This window comes from Paenibacillus elgii NBRC 100335, from assembly GCF_004000865.1.
Lineage (GTDB): Bacteria > Bacillota > Bacilli > Paenibacillales > NBRC-103111 > Paenibacillus_G > Paenibacillus_G elgii.
This window is the reverse complement of record NZ_BIMB01000002.1, coordinates 244,141-267,427: the sequence shown is the minus strand read 5'-3', so window position 1 is coordinate 267,427 and position 23,287 is coordinate 244,141. Positions and strand designations below refer to the sequence as shown.

Annotated in this window: 14 protein-coding genes; 12 read left to right on the top strand and 2 right to left on the bottom strand. The window is 58.6% G+C overall.

What is annotated here, in order from left to right; translation table 11 throughout:
* Positions 1–7: 7 nt before the first annotated feature.
* From PEL01S_RS02790 to PEL01S_RS02780, 3 genes are read left to right on the top strand one after another with little or no spacing between them, the layout of a single operon-like run.
* Positions 8–7,201, top strand: coding sequence for a non-ribosomal peptide synthetase (locus PEL01S_RS02790; RefSeq protein ID WP_127459176.1), 7,194 nt, complete (start codon positions 8–10; stop codon positions 7,199–7,201).
* Positions 7,198–7,425, top strand: coding sequence for an MbtH family protein (locus tag PEL01S_RS02785; RefSeq protein WP_127459175.1), 228 nt, complete (start codon positions 7,198–7,200; stop codon positions 7,423–7,425). Before PEL01S_RS02790 ends, PEL01S_RS02785 begins: the two co-directional genes overlap by 4 nt.
* Entirely contained in the window at positions 7,422–8,882 is a 1,461-nt protein-coding gene (locus PEL01S_RS02780; protein ID WP_127459174.1) for an MDR family MFS transporter, read from the top strand. The genes PEL01S_RS02785 and PEL01S_RS02780 overlap by 4 nt, the downstream gene beginning before the upstream one ends.
* An 88-nt stretch (positions 8,883–8,970) precedes the next feature.
* On the opposite strand, the gene PEL01S_RS02775 is transcribed toward PEL01S_RS02780, so the two are convergent.
* Positions 8,971–9,831 carry a DMT family transporter gene (locus tag PEL01S_RS02775; protein ID WP_127459173.1) on the bottom strand — a complete coding sequence of 287 codons (861 nt, stop codon included), beginning with the start codon at positions 9,829–9,831 and terminating at the stop codon, positions 8,971–8,973.
* 141 nt (positions 9,832–9,972) lie between these two features.
* Between PEL01S_RS02775 and PEL01S_RS02770 the strand changes: the two genes are divergently transcribed.
* The 8 genes from PEL01S_RS02770 (at position 9,973) to PEL01S_RS02735 (ending at position 20,309) form a co-directional block, all read left to right on the top strand.
* Positions 9,973–10,428 carry a MarR family winged helix-turn-helix transcriptional regulator gene (locus PEL01S_RS02770; protein ID WP_063186740.1) on the top strand — a complete coding sequence of 152 codons (456 nt, stop codon included), beginning with the start codon at positions 9,973–9,975 and terminating at the stop codon, positions 10,426–10,428.
* 195 nt (positions 10,429–10,623) lie between these two features.
* Positions 10,624–13,722, top strand: a complete 3,099-nt coding sequence (locus PEL01S_RS02765) for a hybrid sensor histidine kinase/response regulator (RefSeq protein WP_239551548.1) — start codon at positions 10,624–10,626, stop codon at positions 13,720–13,722.
* A 57-nt stretch (positions 13,723–13,779) separates the two neighbouring features.
* Entirely contained in the window at positions 13,780–14,895 is a 1,116-nt protein-coding gene (locus PEL01S_RS02760) for a response regulator (protein WP_127459171.1), read from the top strand.
* 131 nt (positions 14,896–15,026) lie between these two features.
* Positions 15,027–16,046: an HD-GYP domain-containing protein gene (locus PEL01S_RS02755; protein ID WP_127459170.1), complete on the top strand. Its 1,020-nt coding sequence runs from the start codon at positions 15,027–15,029 to the stop codon at positions 16,044–16,046.
* Between the two features lie 139 nt (positions 16,047–16,185).
* A complete protein-coding gene (locus PEL01S_RS02750) occupies positions 16,186–16,494 on the top strand; it encodes an ArsR/SmtB family transcription factor (protein ID WP_063186748.1) in 309 nt (102 codons plus the stop codon).
* Positions 16,495–16,650: 156 nt separating this feature from the next.
* Positions 16,651–17,676 carry an EthD domain-containing protein gene (locus PEL01S_RS02745; RefSeq protein WP_239551547.1) on the top strand — a complete coding sequence of 342 codons (1,026 nt, stop codon included), beginning with the start codon at positions 16,651–16,653 and terminating at the stop codon, positions 17,674–17,676.
* 30 nt (positions 17,677–17,706) lie between these two features.
* On the top strand, positions 17,707–18,873 hold the full coding sequence (locus PEL01S_RS02740; protein WP_127459169.1) for an MFS transporter: 1,167 nt from the start codon (positions 17,707–17,709) through the stop codon (positions 18,871–18,873).
* A gap of 137 nt (positions 18,874–19,010) precedes the next feature.
* Positions 19,011–20,309 carry an amidohydrolase gene (locus PEL01S_RS02735; RefSeq protein ID WP_127459168.1) on the top strand — a complete coding sequence of 433 codons (1,299 nt, stop codon included), beginning with the start codon at positions 19,011–19,013 and terminating at the stop codon, positions 20,307–20,309.
* A gap of 131 nt (positions 20,310–20,440) precedes the next feature.
* Here the strand turns inward: PEL01S_RS02735 and PEL01S_RS02730 are convergent, their stop codons facing one another.
* A complete protein-coding gene (locus PEL01S_RS02730) occupies positions 20,441–21,751 on the bottom strand; it encodes a helix-turn-helix domain-containing protein (RefSeq protein ID WP_127459167.1) in 1,311 nt (436 codons plus the stop codon).
* A 186-nt stretch (positions 21,752–21,937) separates the two neighbouring features.
* Between PEL01S_RS02730 and PEL01S_RS02725 the strand changes: the two genes are divergently transcribed.
* Positions 21,938–23,287, top strand: a complete 1,350-nt coding sequence (locus tag PEL01S_RS02725) for a M20/M25/M40 family metallo-hydrolase (RefSeq protein WP_127459166.1) — start codon at positions 21,938–21,940, stop codon at positions 23,285–23,287.

Here is a 23,287-nt window from a genome sequence, read left to right as displayed (position 1 = left end):
AGCGCTAATGTCCAATGCTCGGCAGGCCCGCCGGCCGTTGACGGGGGCGCAGCTGGGGATTTGGTTCGCCCAGCAGCTTGACCCGGAGAGCCCAATGTTCAATACGGGGGAATATATCGATATTCGCGGACCTGTAGACCCGGAGCGTTTCGAAGCGGCGCTGCGTCAAACCGTGGCAGAGGCGGAAGCGCTGCATCTGCGCTTCGGCGAAGACGGGGACGGGCCTTGGCAGCGTCTTGAGCCATCGTCCGACTGGACGCTGCATCATATCGACTTCAGCGGAACGGATCATCCGCTGGAAGCGGCGGAGGCCTGGATGAGACAGAACTTGGCCGAGCCGATGGACCTGACGCGCGGACCGCTGTTTACGCAGGCGTTGTTCAAGCTGGCCCCGGACCGGTTTCTGTGGTATCAGCGCATCCATCACCTTGTCATTGACGGCTACAGCTTTTCTTTGCTGGCTCAAAGAACCGCTCAGCACTATACCGCCTTCTTCCAGGACCAGCCGCCCGGACCGGGAGCCTTCGGCGCGCTGCAATCGATCTTTCAGGAGGATGAGGCTTATCGCGCTTCGGAGCAGCAGGAGCGGGACCGGGCCTTCTGGCTTGCCCGCTTCGCCGACGCGCCAGAAGCGGTGAGTCTGGGCAGCCGGACGGCCAGAGCCGGGGCGGGCTTTCTACGCCGGACCGCGCAGCTATCGCCGGACGATGTGTCCGCGCTGCGGGACTCGGCCGACCGGACGGGAACGACGTGGCCCGATGTCGTGATTGCGGCGGTGGCGGCTTATGTGCATCGGATGACCGGGGCCGACGACGTGATTCTCGGTCTGCCCATGATGTGCCGTCTGGGCTCCGCTTCGCTGCGCATTCCGGGCATGGTCATGAACTTGCTGCCGCTGCGTTTGGCCGTGCGGCCCGAGATGCCGTTGTCCGAGCTGCTGCGCCAAGTCTCACGGGAGGTTCGCGAGGCCCGGCGCCATCAGCTGTACCGGCAGCAGGATATGCGGCGGGAGCTGAAGCTGCTTGGGGAAAACCGCCGCTTGTTCGGGCCGATGGTCAACGTGATGCCGTTCGACTATCGGCTGAGCTTTGCCGGCTACCCCGGCTTTCCGCATAATCTGTCGGCCGGGCCCGTGGATGATCTGTCAATCCACGTCTATGACCGGTCGGACGGAAGCGGGCTGCGGGTAGACTTCGACGGGAATCCGGCGGTGTACGGGGCTGCAGAGCTGGCGGCCCATCAGCGGCGGTTCCTTGGCTGGCTGGAGCGGCTTGCCTCGGCCGATCCCGGGCAGCCGATCTCGCAGATCAACATGCTGCTGCCCGAGGAACGGGAACAGGTGCTCATCGGATGGAACGAAACGGCCCGCGAATTGCCGGAAGCCTCCACGTCCGCGATGGTCGAGGCCCAAGCGGCCCGCACGCCGGATGAGGTCGCCGTCGTTTTCGAGGATACAGTCCTCACGTACGCCGAATTGAACCGGCGCGCCAACCGGCTGGCTCATGCGTTAATCTCGCAGGGCATCGGTCCGGAAGGCATTGTGGCGCTGCTGCTGCCGCGGTCGGCGGAAGCGGTCGTGGCGGTGCTGGCCGTCCATAAAACCGGTGCCGCGTATTTGCCGCTGGACCCCGACTATCCGCAGGACCGGTTGGCCTACATGCTTCAAGACGCCGCCCCTCTGTGCGTCCTGACGGACAGGGAAACGGCTTCCCGGCTGTCCTCCGGAGAGGCAGGGCCTCTTCTGGTGCTTGACGAGCCTGCCACCGAAGCGCAGCTACTGCGCCAGCCGGAAACTTCTCCCGGCGACGAGGACCGTACCGGCCGTCTGTCGCCTCTTCATCCTGCCTATATTCTTTACACGTCGGGCTCAACCGGCAAGCCGAAGGGCGTGATCGTGACCTTCGGCAGCTTGACCAACCTGCTCGTGTCCATGCAGGACAAGTTCCGGCTGAGCGTCCGGGACCGGCTGCTGTCGGTGACGACGATTGCTTTTGACATCTCAGTACTGGAAATGTTCCTGCCTCTTACGACAGGAGCCCGCATCGTTCTCGCTCCGAAGCCGGTGATCATGGACCCGCCTGCGCTGGCGAGGATGATTCACGAGTCGGGAGCGACGATCATGCAGGCGACGCCGACTCTGTGGCAGGCGCTTGCGTCGAGCAAGCCCGAGCCGTTCCCCGGCCTGCGGATCATTACAGGCGGCGAGGCGTTTCCGCTGGGGCTGAAGCTCGCGATGCAGTCGCTCGGCTGCGAGGTACACAACCAATACGGACCGACAGAAACGACGATCTATTCCACTGCCGGGCGTCTGGGCGAAGAGCGCACGGGGACGCCGCCGATCGGCGGGCCGATTGCGAACACGCAGGCCTATGTGCTCGATGCGGGGCTGTCTCCGGTACCTCTGGGCATCGCGGGCGATCTGTATCTTGCGGGGGCGGGACTGGCCCGCGGTTATTTGGGCCGGCCGGACTTGACGGCCGAACGATTCGTAGCCGATCCGTTCGGACCGCCCGGCAGCCGGATGTACCGTACGGGCGACCTTGCGAGATGGCTTGAGGACGGGACCCTCGATTACATAGGGCGCGCCGATCATCAGATCAAGATTCGCGGCTTCCGGGTGGAGCTCGGCGAAATCGAGTCGCTGCTCTCGCGGCATCCGGCCATCGATCAAGTTACGGTCGTCGCGCGGGAGGACCGGCCCGGGGATAAACGGCTAGTCGCTTACTTCACAGCCAATTCCCCGGAAAGTCCCGATCCGGCGGAGCTTCGGCAGTATGTGGCCGAAGAGATGCCCGATTACATGGTACCCTCCGCCTTCGTGCCGTTGGACGCCATGCCCCTGACGCCCAATAAAAAAATCGACCGCAAGGCGCTGCCCGCCCCGGATTTCCACGCAGCCGTCAGCCGCAGCCCGAGAACGCCGCAGGAGGAGCTGCTGTGCGGCTTGTTCGCGGAGGTGCTCGGCTTGGCGAAGTCGGGCATCGACGACGATTTCTTTGCGCTCGGCGGACATTCCCTGCTGGCGGGGCGGATCGTGGCCCGTATCCGGGAAGTGTTCGGCGTGGAGTTCGGCATCGGAAGCCTCTTTGAGTCGCCTACCGTGGCCGGTCTCGCCAAGCGGCTCGATCAGGCGCAAGCCGCCAGACCGGCCGTGCGTCCGGCCGAGCGGCCGGAGGCGGTCCCGCTTTCTTTTGCCCAGAACCGGCTGTGGTTTCTGTATCGTCTGGAAGGCCCGAGTCCGACCTACAACATTCCGTTGGTGGCCCGGCTATCCGGCCCGTTGGATGCGGCGGTGCTGGAAGAAGCGCTCGGCGATGTGGTAAGCCGGCATGAGACGCTGCGCACGATTTTCCCGGATGAGCAAGGCTCCTCGCAGCAGCTCATTCTGGATGCGGCGGCTGCCAAGCCCCGGCTGCTGGTGACCGAAGTCCGCGAAGACGAGCTGCCCGAGCGGCTGGCGGAGGCGGTGAGCTACGGCTTCCGGCTCGCCGAGGAGCCTTCGCTTCGCGCTGAACTGTTCGTGCTTGGCGAGAACGAATACGCCCTGCTGCTGTTGCTTCACCATATCGCGGGCGACGGCTGGTCGCTGGTGCCGCTCACCCGCGAGCTATCCGCCGCCTACGCTGCCCGTCTGCGGGGAGAATTGCCTGCATGGGCTCCGCTGCCGGTGCAATATGCCGACTATGCGATCTGGCAGGAGCGGCTGCTTGGCAGCGAGGGCGACGCCGACAGCCTTATTGCGCAGCAGCTCGCCTACTGGACCCGGACGCTGCAGGGCTTGCCGGACGAGCTGACGCTGCCGACCGACCGTCCGAGGCCTGCGGCAGCAAGCTACCGGGGCGGGGTTGTCCGCTTCCGGATCGGCAGCGAGCTGAACCTCCGGCTTGCGGAGCTTGCCCGCGAAAGCAAGGCCAGCTTGTTTATGGTGCTGCAGTCCGCCCTTGCGGCGCTGCTTACCCGGCTCGGCGGCGGGACGGATATCCCGATCGGATGTCCGATTGCGGGACGGAGCGACGACGCGCTGGACGGTCTGATCGGCTTGTTCATCAATACGCTGGTGCTTCGTACCGATCCGTCCGGCGATCCGTCCTTCCGCGAGCTGCTGGCCCGCGTCCGCAAGGCAAGTCTGGCCGCATACGAGCATCAGGATGTGCCTTTCGAACGTTTGGTCGAGGTGCTGAATCCCGTACGTTCGCGGGCCCGGCACCCGCTGTTCCAGATCATGCTGGTGCTGCAAAATACGCCCGATGCTGCGCTGGAGCTGCCCGGAGTAGAGGCGCGCCTTCAACTGGATAGCCCCGGCACGTCCAAGTTTGATCTGACCTTCGAGCTGAACGAGCGCCGCAGGCCGGATGGCACGCCGGACGGGCTGGAGGGACTCCTGGAGTACAGCTCCGATCTGTTCGAGCGGAGCACAGCGGAAAGGCTGGCCGCGCGGCTTGTGCAGGTGCTGGAGGGAGCGGCGACCGAGCCGGATCAGCCGATCGGGCGGTTGGACATCTTGATGCCTGACGAGCGAAGCAGCCTGCTGGCACAGTGGCGCGAGCCGCTGCCCGTGACGCCGGTGGCCCATCTGCCCGCGCTGTTCGAGGCGCAGGCGGCCCGCACTCCCGAGGCAACGGTGGTCGTCTACGAGGAGGAGAGCCTCGACTATGCGGAGCTGAACCGCCGCGCCAACCGACTGGCGCATCTGTTGATTGCCGAAGGCGTCGGCCCCGAGCAGATGGTGGCGCTGGCGCTGCCGCGTTCGGTAGAGATGGTAATCGGCGTGCTGGCCGTGCTGAAGGCCGGGGCAGCGTATTTGCCGCTGGACCCGGACTATCCTGCCGACCGGCTGGCTTATATGCTGGAGGACGCCAGACCGGTGTATGTCGTCACAAGCGAAGCCGGGGCTCAGGGCTTGCCGGATACCGGCAGCCTGCCGCGTCTGGTGCTGGATGCGCCGGACACGGCGGAACGGCTAAGGGCGTATTCGCCGGATAACCCCGGCGACCACGATCGCAGAGGGCCGCTGTCGCCGCTCAGCCCTGCGTATATGATCTATACCTCGGGCTCGACGGGCAAGCCGAAGGGTGTCGTGATCCCACATCAGAACGTCATACGGTTGTTTGCTTCGACGCAGCATTGGTTCGGATTCGGTTCGGAGGATGTCTGGACGCTGTTCCATTCGTATGCTTTCGATTTTTCCGTATGGGAAATCTGGGGACCGCTTCTCCATGGCGGCCGACTCGTCGTGGTGCCGCACACGGTCAGCCGGTCGCCCGCGGAGTTCCTGCAATTACTCGTAAGAGAGCGGGTTACGGTGCTGAATCAGACGCCGTCGGCGTTTTATCAGCTGATGCAGGCGGACCGTGAGCAACCGTTGCTGGGCGGGGAACTGGCTCTGCGTTACGTCGTCTTCGGCGGCGAGGCGCTGGAGCTCGGACGGCTGGAGGAATGGTATGCGCGCCATCCGGACGACGCCCCGAAATTAATCAACATGTACGGCATTACCGAGACAACCGTGCATGTCAGCTACAAGGAGCTGGACCGCAGCAGCGCCGCTTCGGGGAGCGGCAGCCTGATCGGCGAAGCGATTCCGGATTTGCGGGTCTACATTCTCGATGAAGCGCTGCAGCCCGTACCGCCCGGGGTAACGGGAGAAATGTATGTCGCCGGCGCCGGGCTGGCTCGCGGTTACTGGGGGCGTCCGGGTCTGACGGCGGAGCGCTTCGTGGCCGATCCGTTCGGCGCGCCGGGCTCCCGGATGTACCGTACCGGCGATTTGGCCCGGCGCTTCGCCGACGGCTCGCTGGATTATTTGGGCCGGGCGGATCATCAGGTGAAGATCCGCGGGTTCCGCATCGAGCCGGGCGAGATCGAAGCGGTTCTGGCAAGGCATCCCGGCGTCGCTCAGGTCGCCGTCGTGGTGCGCGAGGATCAGCCGGGCGACAAGCGGCTGGTCGCTTATGTCGTCCCCGCGCCGGACTCGCTCGCCGAGCCTGCCGAACTGCGCCGGTATGCCGGTGCCACGCTGCCGGATTATATGGTGCCGTCGGCCGTCATCGGCATGGACGCCCTGCCGCTTACGCCAAACGGCAAGCTGGACCGGAAGGCGCTGCCTGCGCCGGATTGGACCGTCGACCCCGACGGAAGAGGCCCGCGTACCCCGCAAGAAGAGGTGCTGTGCGATTTGTTCGCCGAAGTGCTGGGGCTGCGGCGCGTGGGGATCGACGATGGTTTCTTCGAGCTCGGAGGGCATTCGTTGCTGGCGGTGCGGCTGATGAGCCGCATTCGCGAAGCGATGGGCCGCGATCTCGGCATCGGCGTCCTCTTCGAGACGCCGACGGTGGCTGGGCTTGCGGAGCGGCTGGAGGGGACGGATCAATCCGCGCTCCAAGTGCTCCTGCCGCTGCGGGCCCATGGTACCGAACGGCCGCTCTTCTGCGTGCATCCGGCGGGCGGGCTTAGCTGGTGCTACGCCGGTCTGATGAAGCATCTCGGGATGGAATACCCGATCTACGGCCTGCAGGCCCGGGGCATTGCGCAGAGCGAGACGCTGCCGCAGTCGCTGGACGAGATGACGGCGGATTACATTGCGCACATCCGCACGGTGCAGCCAACCGGCCCGTACCGGCTGCTCGGCTGGTCGCTCGGCGGCAACGTGGCGCAGGCGATGGCCGTTCAGCTGCAGCAGGAAGGGGAGGAAGTCGAGTTCCTCGCGATGCTGGACGCCTTCCCAAGCCATTATTTGCCGATTCGCGGCGAGGTGGACGAGGAAGAAGCGCTGACCGCGATGCTGGCGCTCGGCGGCTACGACCCGGACAGTCTCGGCGACGTTCCGCTCACTATGGCCGCCGCTATTGAGATTCTCCGCAGCGACGGCAGCGCGCTGGCAAGCTTGGACGAAGCGATTATCCGGAATCTGCGCACGACCTACGAGAATTCGGTCCGTCTGTTAGGGGCCTATGTACCGAAACGGTTCGAGGGCGATCTGCTGTTCTTCCATTCCACGATTATTCCGGACTGGTTCGATCCGATCGATCCCGAGATGTGGCTACCGTATATTAGCGGGCAGATGGAGCGCTACGATATTGCGTGCCGGCATAAAGACCTGTGCCAGCCCGGACCGCTGACGGAGATCGGACAGCAGCTTTCGGTGAAGCTGCAGGCGCTGAAAAGCCGGACAGTCAAAACCTTCAGGGAGGAAATCAAACGATGACCAATCCATTCGAGCGAACGGACAGCGATTATCTGGTACTGATCAATGACGAGGGGCAGCATTCGCTCTGGCCGGCTTTTATCCCGGTTCCGCAGGGCTGGATTGCGGCGTTCGGGCAGGCTGCGCGGGAGGCGTGCCTCGACTACATCGCTGCACACTGGTCGGATCTGCGGCCTCGCAGCCTTGATGCCGAGCCTGCCTACGCCGACACGAAGCAGGGATGAAGGGAGGACCAAGTCCCAAAGTCGTGGTGTGCATCGTCTACGTTGCCGCCATGTTTATGGCGGCGATGGACGCGACCGTCCTGAACGTTGCGCTGGGCACCATCAGCCGAGAGCTGAACATACCGCCGGCGGCTTCCGGCGCGCTCAACGTCGGCTATCTGGCGAGCCTTGCTCTTGTCCTGCCGGTCGCCGGCTGGCTCGGAGACCGCTGGGGAAGCAAACGGATATTGCTGCTAGCGCTTGGCTTGTTCACCGGGGCTTCCGCCTTGTGCGGGTTGGCCGACGGTCTGGCGGAGCTTACCGCGTACCGGGTGTTGCAAGGCATCGGCGGCGGCTTGCTGACGCCCGTCGGCATGGCGATGCTGTTCCGGGCTTTCCCGCCGCAAGAGCGGGCCAAGGTATCGCGGGCGCTCGTGTTACCCATTGCCGCAGCGCCCGCCTTGGGGCCGATCGTCAGCGGCTTGTTGACGGACCAGTTCTCCTGGCGGTGGATTTTCTACATCAATCTCCCGGTCGGTATACCGGTTCTGCTGTTCGGACTGCTGTATCTCAAGGAGCATAAGGAACCGGAAGCCGGCCGGCTGGATCTGCCGGGCTTCCTGCTCTCCGCTCCCGGCATGGCGCTGACGATGTACGCCCTCAGCCAAGGGCCGGTCCTTGGCTGGCATTCGCCTTGGATTGTGGGCACCGGCCTCCTGGGCTTGCTTTTGCTGGCGGCTCTCGTCGCGGTCGAACTGCGCGCGCCGAAGCCGATGCTGGATATGCGTCTGCTGCGCGACAGGCTGTTCCGCAAGGCGGGGCTCGTCGGCATGTGCTCGGCCGCTGGCCTGCTGGGGATGCTCTACGTTTTCCCGCTGATGTATCAATACGTGCTGGGCGCCTCGGCACTGGAGACCGGGCTGACGACGTTTCCGGAAGCGCTGGGACTGATGGTATCGTCCCAGCTCGTGCCTTGGTCCTATCCGAAGCTCGGCCCCAAACGGCTCATCATGACGGGGCTGCTCTGCACGACGGCGATCTTCGTGCTGCTGAGCTTCGTTCACGAAGGCACCGACCCATGGCTGATCCGCAGTCTGCTGTTCGGCGTGGGCGTCTGCTTGGGTCATACGGTCGGCGCGGTGCAGATCGCCTCGTTTGCCAATATTCCCCCTTCGTCAATGGGGCGCGCTTCAACTTGGTTCTCGGTCCAGAACCGGCTTGGCTCCGCGATCGGTCTTGCGGTGCTGTCCGGCATTCTCGCGGCCGTAGGCACGGGAGCGGTGAACGCTGCCGGAGTCATGGAGCCGAATTTGATGGCTTACCGGTTCGCCCTGCTAGGGGCGGCGGGCTTCCTGCTGCTCGGCTTGTGGTTTGCGTTCGGCATCCGCGACTCCGATGCCGCCGCCACGCTCCGCAAGCGGGGCGCTCCAGTCCCGGTCAAAACGGTGGGAGAACGCAGCTCTCCTGCCGAAGGGTAAGATGTACGAAAAAGATTGCCGACTGCCCCGCCAGAAAGGCCGGGACGCGGCAATCTTTTTATTTTGCAAGCAGTCGACTTTCATGCCGTTATTGCCAAGAAACAATCAGAATGCCGGCGAAGGTGCAGCCTACCCCGATCCATTGATTCCAAGCCGGCTTTTCGCCTCCCGCAAGCACTCCCCACAGCAAAGTCACGATGGCAAACAGCGAAGTTGCCGTGATGACGACGGAGGTGTCCTCCAGTCCCAAACCGGTGTTGTAGCTGACAAGAGCGACCGCATCCAGAATGCCGACGATGGCGACCAATCCGGCACTGCTCCGGCTCGGAGGAGCGAGCTTGATTTTCAGCAGCCGATAAAGGACCGGAAGCAGGATCGTGGCCTGCAACCGTCCGATCCAGACGGTCAGCAGCCCGCCGAGCGCTTCCTGCGCAAAACGGAGTCCGAAGAAAGCCGCACCGAGAAACAGAGAGGCCAGGATGGCCCAAAACACTCCGCTTGCCACCGCAGCGCCGGACCGCTGTTTTGATTTTCCGGACCATACCATAGATGCCAGTACGACTCCCGACAACGTAATGACGATGCCGAGCCAGGTTCCCGCGCCCAACCGTTCACCGAACAGAAAGGCCAGAACGACAGTCACTGCCGAGAAGCTGGAGGCGACAGGCGCGACGACGGCGGAGCTTCCGGTGCGAAGGCCTTGATACAGACAAAGAATTCCGATCAGATCGACCGCCATCCAGAGGCTGGCTTCGCCAACATATTGGGGCGACAGCAGAGCATGCCATTGTCCCTTCCAGAAGACGGCGGCCGTCAAAAAGAGGAGACCGACGAGCTGCATATAAAAGAGGGTGGAGAATACGCCGATTTTTTTGCTCGATTTTCCTGCGAAGAAGTCGGCCGTTCCGAAGGATAAAGCCGATACAAGCCCGAGAAGCATGCCGTTCATGAAAGCTCCCTCCTTTTCGAGAAAATAGTTGTATAATCAATTATTTCCTATACAATCAAATTAACACGGTTTAGTTGCTCCGTCAACGCGGAATCAAGTATGATGAAGTTATCCGATGTTCAATTCAGGAGGAAGAACGGGATGCACCGACTTGAGGAAGACCAGCTTGCGGTTTGGCGGGCTTTTGTCAATGCCCATGCCACCGTAATTAAACGAATCGAAGCGGATTTATCCGATCAACGAAGAGAGCCGCTTACGACGTATGATGTTTTGGTAGCCCTATACCAGTCGCCGGACAAAAAGCTGCGGATGAGCGATTTGGCCAATAAAGTCGTGTTAACCCGCAGCGGACTGACCCGGGTAATCGAGCGGCTGGAACGGGAAGGGCTTGTCGAAAGAGAACGGACGGAGGAGGACCGTCGGGGAGCCTTTGCCGTACTGACCCGGGAAGGGAAGCGGGAGTTTCTCCGAACGTGGCCGGTCTATTCGGAGGGGATTTACAATTACTTCGTAAGCGTGCTGGACGAAGAGGAGCGGAAGGCCGTCGAGAAGGCTCTGACGAAAGTATCCGAGGCGCTGAAAAAAGGAGAAGGCTGACGAAATTTACAGGCCGTATGGACAAGCGGGCGCATTTACAAAACTAAACGAAAGAACGGCATGGAGCAAGCGGCGAGCTGCTCTTTTTTTGTTTTTGCTTTTCCCTGTAATTTCATCAATATTTTTGTGAGTTTTTTGAGAGGTTGAAATGATAGAATGACCGTAGGACGGCATTTCATGGGAAGGAGATTAGAAATGACAAGCGCACATTACCGCAAGCTCATCATGATTGGCTTGATCTTTTCGCTTTCCATGGCGCTATTCGTCGCAATTTATGCCCAGACGATCCCGAACGGGAACACTCCGCCGGCCAAGCGGGGGGTACTGGATTTATCCGGCTGGGATTTTCACCGGCAGGGCTTGGCCGTCTTGGACGGGGAGTGGGAGTTTCACGAAGGGCGGCTGCTGGAGCCTGCCGATTTTGAGCGGGGACCGCTTGCCGGGGGCTCCTACGTATCCGTGCCCGGTACGTGGAAAGGGGAGCAAAAAGCCGACGGCATCAGCAAGCAGGGCTTCGGGACGTACCGGCTGAAAGTGATCGTTCCGGCTTCGGACGACGTGTTCGGTTTAAAAATAAGAAGCATCCGGATGTCCCACCGCCTGTTCGTCAATGGAAAGGCCGAAGGGGGCAGTGGATATCCCGCAGCGGACGGAGCCGTGCATCAACCGGGCAATAAGCCTTATACCGCTTTTTTTCACACGAATGGGCGCGAAATCGAGATTGTGATTCAAGTGGCGAATCACGTGTACGCCAACGGCGGCATCGTCAATTCGATCCAATTCGGATTGCACGGGGATATGACGAAGCTCAACAGCATTCAGATCGGCACCGACATTGCGTCCATCTTTATTTTGGGCATATTCGGAGCGTACCATCTCAGCTTCTACTATCTGGGCAGAAGAGATAAAACGTATTTATTCAGCGGCCTGTATTTGTTAACTCTTTTGCTGCAGCAAACGCTGATCGGCGAGAAGATCTTTATGAGGCTGCTGCCTTGGGTTCCTTTCGAGATCGCCTACAAGCTGATCGATTTAAGCGAGTTTTTCGGCGGCATTGTCATTGTGCTGTTCTTCTGCTCCATCGACGTCCGTTTGCTGAAATCCCGCACCATCGGCCGAATGCTGGCCCCGATCGTTGTTTACATGGTGGCCGTGGTCGTTCTGCCCTATCGTATGCATAGCGAGATCAAGCCTTTATTTTTAATGTATATGGGCGTTGTTTCGCTGTTTCTCCTTGGTCGAATGATCTATTTGTACACCCGCAAAGAACGGGATGCGGCAAACCGGAAGGAATTAACCCTGTTTATCGGGGGGATCGTCTCGCTGACGGTTTTTATGATCGACAGTATTCTTTATACGGTGAATATGATTCCGACCGACTTACTGGGAAAAGTGGGCATTGCCTGCTTCATTGGATTCATCAACATGCTGCTCGCGGTACGATTCGCCAATGCCTATGAGAAGACGGAGGCACTTTCGCATCAGCTGGCGGTTTCCAATCAGCTGAAGGACGAATTTTTGGCGCAGACGTCCCACGAGATCAAGACGCCCCTGCACGGCATCATGAACATGACGGCGTATTTGCTGGATGACGAGGAGCGCAATTTATCTTCGAAGCAAAAACAAAACTTGTGGCTCATCAAGGATACATCCGTCAAGCTGTCGATGCTGATTCACGACTTGATTGATGTCAGCCGTCTGAAGCACGGAGAGCTGCGGCTGCAGCTAACCGTCGTGGATGTGCGGGTCGTGGTGCAAATCGTGTTCGATGTGCTGCAGTTCGAGCTTTTGGGCAAAGAGGTGCGGCTTGACAATCAAGTCGGTTCCGACGTCTGGGTGCGGGCGGACGAAAACCGGCTGCGTCAGGTCATGTACAACCTCGTGCATAACGCGATCAAGCATACGAGTCAAGGGACGGTGCGGGTAAGGTCAAGTATGCTTGGCGGCACGGTATCGATCTTCGTCGAGGATACGGGAACGGGGATAGCCCCTGATAAGCACGAAGCCGTCTTCGACTATTTCGAACAGCCGGGTCAGCCGCTTCCGCAGGACGGATACACCGGGATGGGCGTCGGCTTGTACATCAGCCGGAAGCTGGTGGAGCGAATGGAAGGGAAAATCCGGGTAGATTGGTCGGAGATCGGTCAAGGCACGAGAATGATGTTTACTTTGCCGGGCGTGGAGCGGATTCCGGCTTATCGCGAAGCGGCGTATACGACTGCGGAGCCGCAGCGGGTCGCCTCCGGCAGCGTGCCGCTGGATGTCCGGGATCAGCCGGGCTGCACGATTATGATCGTCGATGACGAGGCTTCGAATATTCATCTTTTGCTTAACGTTCTGAAGCAGCATAAATATAACGTGCTGACGGCGTTTTCCGCCCGAGAAGCGTTGGTCAAGCTGGAAAAGCATCCGCAGGTCGATCTGGTCATTCTGGATGTCATGATGCCGGGTATGTCCGGGATCGAGCTGTGCCGAATGCTGCGGAACCAGTATTCCATTCTCGATCTGCCCATCTTGTTCGCGACGGCTAAAGACACCCCACAGGACATTGCTCTCGGCTTCGGAGCCGGGGCGAACGACTATATCACCAAGCCGTTTGTGGCGGAGACGCTCATCGCCAGAATTCAGACGCTGATCGCCATGAAGACGTCGATTCAAGAAGCGATCAAGAGCGAGCATGCGTTTCATCAAGCCCAGATCAAGCCGCATTTTTTATACAATGCCTTGAGCAGCGTCATTTCGTTCTGTTACACGAATGGCGAGAAGGCGGCTTATCTGCTGACGATGCTCAGCCAATATTTGCGCTATATTCTCGAAATGGACCGCTCCGCGCTGTTCGTTCCCCTGTATAGGGAATTGGAGCTGATTCAGGCGTATGTCGAGATCGAAAAGGCGCGCTTCGGCGAACGGTTCCAATTTGAATGCGATGTGGACGAGGTCGATCATCATCATGACATTCCTTCTTTATGCATCCAGCCGTTCGTGGAGAACGCGATCCGGCACGGACTGTTCGAAAAGGAGGGGTTCGGCACGGTTGCGCTCAAGATTCATGAGGGAGAAGGGTACATAAGAGTCGTCGTCGAGGACGACGGCATCGGCATTCCGGACGATCTGCTGTACCGGATGTCCAAAGGCGAGGCGTCGGACGGCGGCATCGCCATTGCGAACATCCGCAAGCGGCTCGATTCGATCCCGGGAGCTACATTGATCATTAGCTCCGAGCCGGGTAGCGGAACCAAGGTAACGATGTATTTGCCCGTGGACTCTGTCGGGTCTTCTGGCAGCAACGGTTAACGAAGCTGCCGGAAAGCGGATTTTGCCTGCGAACGAGCTTTATTGGGAGGGAAGAGGTTGTTTCATACCATTATTGTCGAAGACGAAAAACCGATTCTGGATTTAATGAACTATGTCATCGGCCAAAATCCGCATTATACCATTGTGGGCGCATTTACGAATCCGCTGGAAGCGCTGGCCCGTCTGCCGGAGCTGAAGCCGGATGTCGTCTTTCTCGACGTGGAAATGCCGAAGATGAACGGACTCGAACTGGCGCGGAACATAAACGAGCTGTCCGAAGAGACCAAAATTATTTTTAGTACGGCCTATAAGCAGTATGCTCTGGACGCGTTTCAAGTATATGCCTTCGATTATATTCTGAAGCCCGTAACACCGGCGGCGATCGAACGGATTGAGGGTCGTCTGGCCAAGTGGCAGCGGTCTGTTCTCCCTGCCGAGCCGCAGGAACGCGCGGCCGCGATCCGCTGCTTCGGCGGCTTCGAGGTCCGCAATCGGGAAGGGGCGCCGATCCGTTTTCCGACACGCAAGACGGAGGAACTGTTCGCTTTTTTCTTGTGTCATCCGGGTCGGGAGCTCAGCAAGTGGCATCTGGCCGATTTATTGTGGCCGGAAATGAAGGAGGACCGGGCGTCGCATAATTTGCATAATACGATTTACCGTTTGAAGAAGCTGCTGAAAGGGCACGAGATCGGAATAGATATCCGGAAAATAAACGACGGATACAGACTGGATGTCGCCGGCTTGACGTATGATGTACTGGCGTATGAACGGTACGGACCCGTGCTGCTCGGAGTCATGCAGGATGCAGAGCAAGCGGAACGGTTATGTTCCTTGTATAAAGGTCCGCTGTTGGACAAAAAAGATTACTTGTGGAAAGCTTCGCTCGAAGAAGGGTACGCCAGACAGTATACGGTGCTTCTGCGCAGCCTGGTCGAGCGCGATCTTGCCGGACAAGAATGGACGAGAGCGGAGCGGAGACTGGACAGCTATTTGGCGCTGTATCCGCTGCAGGAAGAGATGAATTTGCTCCTGATGGATATGTACGCGAACCGCGGGAAAATAGAGAAGCTGGCGGCGCATTATGCGCGGTTCGAAGCCGCTTATCGCCGGGAGTTCGGGACGGAGCCGCCGGATGAGATAAGGAGCAGCGCAGGGGTCCCGGGAAGAGGATGAAAAGATTGATCCGTAACGCACACAGGCCGTCGGAGTCCCTCCGGCGGCTTCTTTTTTTGCGCTCCGGTCGATGTCTGTGAGAATTTTGAGAGGACGGTTTGATAGCATATGAAAAAAAGGGAGGGCCCGTCATGTCATTAGAAGAACTGCTCGGCAAGCAGGTGGAGCGGGATATTACCAATGCCGCGGGACTTGTACTGGTTCCTGCGCGCTTCCCGATGGAGCAAGAGCATATCAGGCTGCTGGAGCAGCACCGTGTGAATTATTCGGAGGTGATCTTAATGGATAACAACGCACCGGGTCCCGTCCCGGCTCCGGCCGATTTGGTGCCGGAGGCTTCCCGCTATTCTAAGAATTTGTTCGAACACATTCTTCGGAAGAAAAAGGTTCCCCTGCTTGAAATCAAAAACGAGCTGCTTCCTATGCTGCAGGAAATCGCGGAATATCCCGATATGTTTTACATTTTCGCAGCCATTAAGGCAAAGGACGAGGAGTATATCCACAAGCACAGTGTCGGGGTCGGGGTGCTGTCGATCATGCTTGGCAAGTGGCTGGGGCTCGGAAAGGCCGATATGGCGCTGTTGTCCTTGGCGGCCGTGCTTCACGATGCTGGAAAAGTAAAAATACCGGATGAAATCCTGCAGAAGCCCGGCAAATTAACTCCCGAAGAATCGGCGGAGATGAAGCGGCATACGATTTACGGCTACGAGCTATTAAAGGAAACGGTCGGGCTCAATTCCCGTGTAGCCCAAGTTGCCCTGCAGCACCACGAACGCGCAGACGGAAGAGGATACCCATTGAGGCTGAAGGGGAATCAACCGGATTTGTTAAGCCGGATCGTCGCCGTGGCCGATGTGTATCATGCGATGTCGTCCAGCCGTCCTTATCACGAAGCTCTCCCGTTCCATGAGGTGATCGACCGGATGCGCAAAGGCGCATTCGGCCAGTTGGATCCGCACGTATCCGCTGTTTTTCTGGATAACATGATCAAAGGCTTGATCGGGCGCAGTGTCAAGCTAACCGATGGTCGGAGGGGAGAGGTGGTGTTCATTAATCCGCATGACGATACGCATCCACTGGTCAAGGTCGGGGAATCGTTTCTCGATTTGAGCGAGGAGCGGCAGCTGCACATGGAGGAGGTGATGGTTTAACGATCAAAACGCCCAGTCGAGTAGAGCAGGCGGTCGAGTTGCCTCTTTCTTTTCTTGACGCATGAGCAAAGTCACGCCTACAGGACAGTGCAATCAATATAGACATTGACATATCTGAAAAAATAGATATAGTAAAGCTATGGATACCACGATGATATTTAAAGCGTTGTCTAACGAGGCCCGTCGTCAAATTTTGGAGTGGCTAAAGCATCCGGAACATTTTGGCCCTCAAATCTACTTGCCCAAAGATGCCGATTTCAAAGGGGGGATTTGCGTAGGCAGTATTCAAGCCAAAACCGGGTTAACGCAATCCGTTGTTTCGAGCTATTTGTCCATGATGCAAAAAGCCGGACTTTTGGAATCCAGACGTTACGGCCAGTGGACCTATTACCGAAGAAATGAACAATTGCTGCGGGAATTTACGGAATATATGCGGAATGAATTGTAGGCACGCCTATTCGTAAGGTACTGCCTGCTTATTTTTTATAGTTATATATATAGAATTCTGGATATATACATATAGAGAAATATAGACGAAAGTTGGATTCGCCTTGATATCTAAATGGAGTCCATGCCAACAAAAATATCAAAAGGAGTGAGTATCATGAAACAGCATTCACCACGCGAGAGTGAGTTTTCCCATCGTTCGCCCTATCTTGAGAATTACCGGTCCTTCCGGGAGCCAATGACCGTTCTGGCCTCCTTATTGTCCCGCGCCGACAACACGCCGCTGGATCAACGCCGACGAGATCCGAATACCCTTCTTGATCAGGAAGGAAAGGCGATTGCCGACCCTGCGGATCCCTCACAGAAGCTTGCATTAGGGGGCGATCCGAATACCGGTTATGAAAAATGGGCGGAGTATTGGCGCAAGGTTCACGGTCCCCGTTTTATTTATGCGCAGGACACGGAGGAGGGAAAAATCCGGCACTTGGCCCGTTACGATCAGGTGCATCGCATTTCCGCGGGTCCGACCCATTTTACCCCGCCGCCTTACGTGGCCCCGACCGACGCAAACGGCGAGCTGTACGATACGGTTATCGGTCACATTCCGGAATACAGACGACCGGATTGGGATGGCATGGCCTATCTTGCTTTTAACACCCTCGACGATTTGAAAGCCGTATTCAGCCAAGAGAAACTCCGGACGAAAATTGTTCCTGAAGACCAAGCCATTTTCCGCGAGTTGGCCCCCGTTGTTGCGACAGAGCACATTATATTGCCAAGCGCAACACAGCGCGACCCGATCCTGCTCGTCAAGATTCACCGAAGACAAGAGGGCATGAGCCGGGAGGAGTTTCAGGAGCACTGGCTCCGTCAACATGCGAGCCTTGTGCTGGCGAAGCCTGCGGCGCACAAATACGTCAAGCGTTACGTTCAGCTTCATAATATAGGTCCGGTATCCGAAGGGGAGCCGTTCTGGCATCCCGCTTCAAGCGGAATTGACGGTATTACGATCATGGCGTTTGCCAACATGAACGATGTAGAGGATTTTCTGATGACCGACGATTACAGCGAAATCGAGAAAGACGAACGCCGGATTGCCGACCCGAAAGCATCCGAATATTGGACCGGGCTGAACTACAATGTCGTGAACCGGGTGTATCCGGAACACGCGACGATAAGGTAATCCGCCCCGGCAAAGAAAGGGGAAGGCAATATGAGCGACAAGGGGCGGGGCATCTGTGGTCTTACGTTGTTTTTGGCCGCAGCGGCAGGTTTCTCCAACGCAAATATTTATTATAACCAACCTTTGTTAGGGCATATGGCTCATAGTTTTGGCGAAGGAGCTAACAGCGTAAGCTTCATTCCGGCCGCAACCCAGCTCGGCTTCGCGCTTGGCCTCGTTCTTCTCGTTCCGCTTGGCGATACGTTTGACCGGAGGAAGCTGATTTTATGGCAAACGGCGGGGCTGGTTCTCGCTCTCGTCGCAGCAGCTTTGGCTCCATCCCCTTTGATGTTGATGATGGCGTCCGTTGTAGTTGGAGCGAGCGCCACGATCGCGCAGCACATCATTCCGCTTGCCGCGGAGTTGGCGCCGCCGGAAGTGCGGGGCCGTATGGTGGGAACAGTCATGGGCGGTTTACTTGCGGGCGTTTTGCTTGCCAGGACGTTGAGCGGTTTGGTGGGCGAGCACTTTGGCTGGCGCGCCATGTACTTCTTGGGCGCGGGTATCGCTGTGGCGATCGGCGCGATGCTTGCCGTAAAACTGCCGCGATTCAAGCCGGAGAAAACATATTCTTACAAACGGCTGATGCTTTCGCTTGTCCAACTGGTCCGATCGTATCCCCAATTGCGGCGGGCCGTTGTCGCTCAGGGGGCCCTGTTCGCCGGCTTTTCCGCTTTTTGGGCTACGCTATCCCTGCTGCTGCAAGGACCTCCTTATCATTTAGGCAGCGATGTGGCCGGACTCTTCGGAATCATTGGACTCGCGGGAATATTGGCTGCCCCGCTTGCCGGACGTAACGCCGATAAGCGCGGCCCGGGCAGCACTCGGGGGCTTGGCGCTTTATTGACGCTGGCGGGATTTGGGCTTTTTGCCGTTTACCCAACGATCCCGGGACTGGGCCTGGGGGTGGCGCTGATGGATGCGGGCGTTCAGACGGCGATGGTTTCCCATCAGTCGGTCATTTTTGCTCTAGAGCCCGGTGCGCGCAGCCGGATCAATACCGTCTATATGACGGGCCTTTTTCTGTTCGGCGCCTTTGGATCGGCCGCAGGCAGCACCGCTTGGAATTTGGCAGGATGGTCGGGAGTCGCCGGCTTGGGCCTGACACTCGCCGCAGCCTCGTTTTTACTTTCTCTCTTGGCTGGAAAGCAAGAATAAGAACTGGCTTCCCGGATAATACCGCTTCTTGTTGACAGAAGCGGTATTAAATTTTATATTCTAATTGGGAACTATTAAGGAATTATTCCGTTAATAAATTGCCAGTCAGGTTTCGCACAGGAGAGGATCATAAACCGATGGACATCAGTCAGGAAGTGCTGCGCATCAAAAGCAAGCTCATACAAAGAAGGCGGGACTTTCACATGTACCCCGAATCGGGCTGGCTGGAATACCGCACGGCGGCGATTATCGCGGAACAATTGAGTCGGTTGGGGTACCATGTTCACGTGCGGGAGGAAGCGTGCAAATCCGCTTCGCGCATGGGCGTTCCCCAGCCCGAAGTGTTGTGGTACCACGAGAACAGAGCGATTGAGGAAGGGGCCGATCCGCGCTGGGTCGAACGGATGCGGGACGGTCATACGGCCGTCGTGGGAGTCATTCGGACGGGGAAGCCGGGACCTGTCATAGCGCTGCGCTTCGACATCGATTCCAACGACCTGACAGAATGCGCCGCCGCCGATCACCGTCCCGTACGGGAAGGCTTCGCTTCGCGTCACGAGAACATGATGCACGCCTGCGGGCATGACGGGCATGCAGCGATCGGGCTTGGCGTGGCGGAGCTGCTGGCGGGATGCAAGGAACGCCTGACCGGGGAAATCCGCCTGCTGTTCCAGCCTGCCGAGGAGGGCAGCCGCGGGGCCAAAGCGATGGTCGATGCCGGATGGCTCGACGGCGTGGACTATTTATTCGGCGGCCACATCGCCTTCCGAAGCAAAATGTTGGGCGAAATCGTCGGCGCTGTCGGAGGCTTCTTGGCGACGACCAAGATCAACGCCGTCTTCACCGGCAAAGCGGCCCATGCGGGCGCGGCTCCGGAGGAAGGGCGCAACGCCCTGCTGGCCGCAGCTTCGGCGATTGTGCATTTGAACGGCATCAGCCGCCACAGCGAAGGGGCGACCCGGATTAACGTCGGCACGCTCAAAGCGGGTTCGGGCCGCAACATCGTAGCGGACAAAGCGGTGATGGAGCTGGAAACGCGCGGTGAGACGACCGAGCTGAACGATTTTATGAAAAAAGAAACGATACGCATTCTGGAGCAGACGGCCAAGTTGCATGACGTCGACTGCAAATGGGAGATCGTCGGCGAAGCGCCGGGAGCCGAGAGCAGTCCCGGGTTAATTCCGCTCATCCGGCAGGAGGCGGAGAAGATGGGCAATGTCAAGTCTTTCGTGCCGAGAATGGATTTAGGCGGCTCGGAGGATGTCGTCTATATGATGAACCGCGTGCAGAAGCAGGGCGGTCAAGCGTCTTACTTGCTGTTCGGCTCGCCACTGACCGACGGGCACCATCAGGTCCGCTTCGATTTTGACGAGGACGTACTGGTGATCGGGACGGAGATTTTGGTCCGGCTTGTATTGGCATGTCAGGAAGGATAAGTCTAGGCAAAGAGGGCAGGGCGGGGACGATCGGGCGTATCGTTCTATGAAAGCGCTACCCTGCCCGCCGTCCGCGAAAGCAGCGTCGTGCATAAGCCCCGTTCGCGGGCGGCAGCGGTTGTGGCGAACGATTAGTGCAGCTCCTTGACGCGGAATATTTTGCGCGGACGGCCGCGGCTGGTCGGCGCCTCCTCGCCGATGAGTTCGACGAGACCGTGCTCTTCCAGGTCGCCGAGGATGCGGCGCGCGTTCCGCTTGGTCATGCCGAGCCATTCGGCGATGTCGGGGGCGCTGATCGAGTTTTGCCCCAGGTTTTTTTGGACAGACAGCAGCTTGTTGTAGGTCGTGATCGTCACGCCCGCTCTTTTCAGCAGCTCGCTTGTCTTGATATCCTCCGTCCGATAGTTGAAGTTGATGCTGCCGGTCTGCCGCAGAGGACCTTCGATATCGCCCGTGTCGGTGACCCGAATGGCGCAGAAGTTGCCGGTTTTTTTGGCATGCTGCAGGGCGATCTGCGCATTGCGCTCGGCAGCCAGCGCGGTCACGCCGAAACCGATGCCGATGTTCGTTTTCAGGTCGGTAAGCAAGGCGATTTTTTCGAGCAGCACGGAAGGATGGGCGCTCTCCTCGGCCGTTTCGAACGCCCCCCGGGTCGTGAAGACGATATATTTGCCGTTGCCGAGGGCGACGAAGGAGCCGGACAACGCCTCGACATGGCCCAGAATCGTCTCTTGAAGCTGGAGGTCCAGACGGCGCACGTCGTAGGAGCTTTTGTTTTGCCCGATCAGCTTTTCCGGCTCCTCGATATCGATGAACATGACCGCGATTTGCGATTTTTTGAAATGCATGGTTTCGCCCGCGGTGCTGGCCAGATGGAGCATCGTGCGGATCGTCATCCGGTTGGGTGTAATCCGGTAGACGGGAATGCCCCGCGACTTCAGCTCCTCGTACACCCGGCTCAAGCAGGTGGCGCAGGCGTCGACCTTTCCTTGAGCGAACAGCCCGGAGTGGTAGGCGACCAGCTCTTCTGTCGGTTTGAAGCCGGTATACGACAGCAGCGGAATGGCGTCGTAAGCCAGGTCCGACTCCGCGCAGGTTTCGTAAAAATGCTCCGGCAGGATCGTATCGAAGCTGACCCGTCCGAGCTGCAGCCTGTCGCGGTATACGATTTCGAGCAGCACCTTCGTCAGGGAGGACCCGTTCAACTGCGGGAAAAGCGCCGTTTGTTTAATGTTCTGTTCCTGAGCGATCGCGTAAGGGGCTTGCCCCGAAAATACCCATAGGTCAATGTGATGCTCTTCGCGCCGGACGATATTCGCCGTTTCGCTTACGTTCTGATAGACGAACGGAACGATCGTCAGCCGGTCTTGAAACTCTTGGCCGATTTCGCGAATCAGGTCGATCGAATCTTTCGGGCCGACGGCTCCAACTCTGGCAATCATATCGTTTGATGTCCTTTCCGAATGTAAAATGCCGGACCTATTCCAAGTTCGGAGCAGCCTGTAAAAATCCTTCTGAAATGCGGGTCCGGATCGATTATTATTTGTTGACACTATCATAGCACATGTTTTATAGTTTATTAAGGGACTATTAAGGGAATTTTTCCACTAAATCGGGGGTGGTTATTCTTGCAGGACGTCTTTGACTATATCGAGCGGCACCGGGACGAGTATATCCGCTGGCTGCAGGCGTTATGCCGCCAGCCGAGCGTTGCGGCGCAAAGCCGGGGAATGGCGGAGACCGCGAAGATGGTGGAGGGGCTGATCCAGGAGATTGGCGGCCACGCGAAACGGATCGACACTTCCGGTTACCCGGTCGTCTACGGCGAGTTTGCAAACGATAAAAAGAAAACGCTCTCTTTTTATAACCACTACGACGTGCAGCCGGAAGACCCGGTGGAGCTGTGGGACTCGCCGCCTTTTGCCGCCGAAATCCGGGACGGACGCATCTATGCCCGGGGGGTCGCAGACAACAAAGGCAATCTGACCGCCCGGCTCGCTGCGGTGCATGCCTATTCGGCAGTGCGGGGCGGGCTTCCGCTGAACGTGAAGTTCGTTATTGAGGGCGAAGAAGAGATCGGCAGCCTGCATCTCCGCGAATTCGTCGACGCGCACAGGGAGCTTGTGCAAGCGGACGGCTGCATCTGGGAGTTCGGCTACAAGAACGCGGACGGCAGCCTGCAGGCCAGCTTCGGGGTGAAGGGCATGTGCTACGTCGAGCTTGTGTGCCGGGGGGCGAATACGGAGATGCATTCCTCGCATGCCGCCGTCATCGAAAATCCGGCCTGGCGGTTAATCTGGGCCCTGAACACGCTCAAAACGCCCGACGAACGCATACATATCAAAGGCTTTTACGATAAGGTGGCTGCCTTGTCTGAAACGGACATCGAAGTGCTCCGGCAAATGGATTACGACGAAGAAAGCACTTTGGAGAAGTTTGGTCTGGACTCGTTCGTCCTTGGGCTGTCCGGTCTGCCGCTGAAAGAAAAGCTGATTTACCAGCCGACCTGTACCGTGTGCGGGTTTCAATCGGGCTATACCGGCCAGGGCAAGAAAACGGTTCTGCCGTCCGAAGCGAGAGTGAAGCTGGATTTTCGTCTCGTGCCCGATCAGGACCCGTTCGATATATTCCGGCTTTTACGCCGGCACTTGGACGAGCACGGCTTCGCCGATATCGAAGCGATTCCGTATACGATGACGTATCCGGCCCGTACGCCGCTCGATAACGCTCTGGCGCGGTCGGTCGTCCGGACGGCCAAGCAGGTCTACGGGACGGAGCCGACGCTGAAGCCGATGTCGCCCGCGACCGGCCCGATGTACATTATGTGCCAGCGCATCGGCATTCCTGCGGTTTCCGTCGGGGTCGGGCATTTTGCTTCGAATAACCATGCCCCGAATGAAAATATCACGGTCGACGATTATATCCAAGGCATCAAGCATATCGCGGCCATTATCGAAGACTTTGCCATCCAAGAGTAA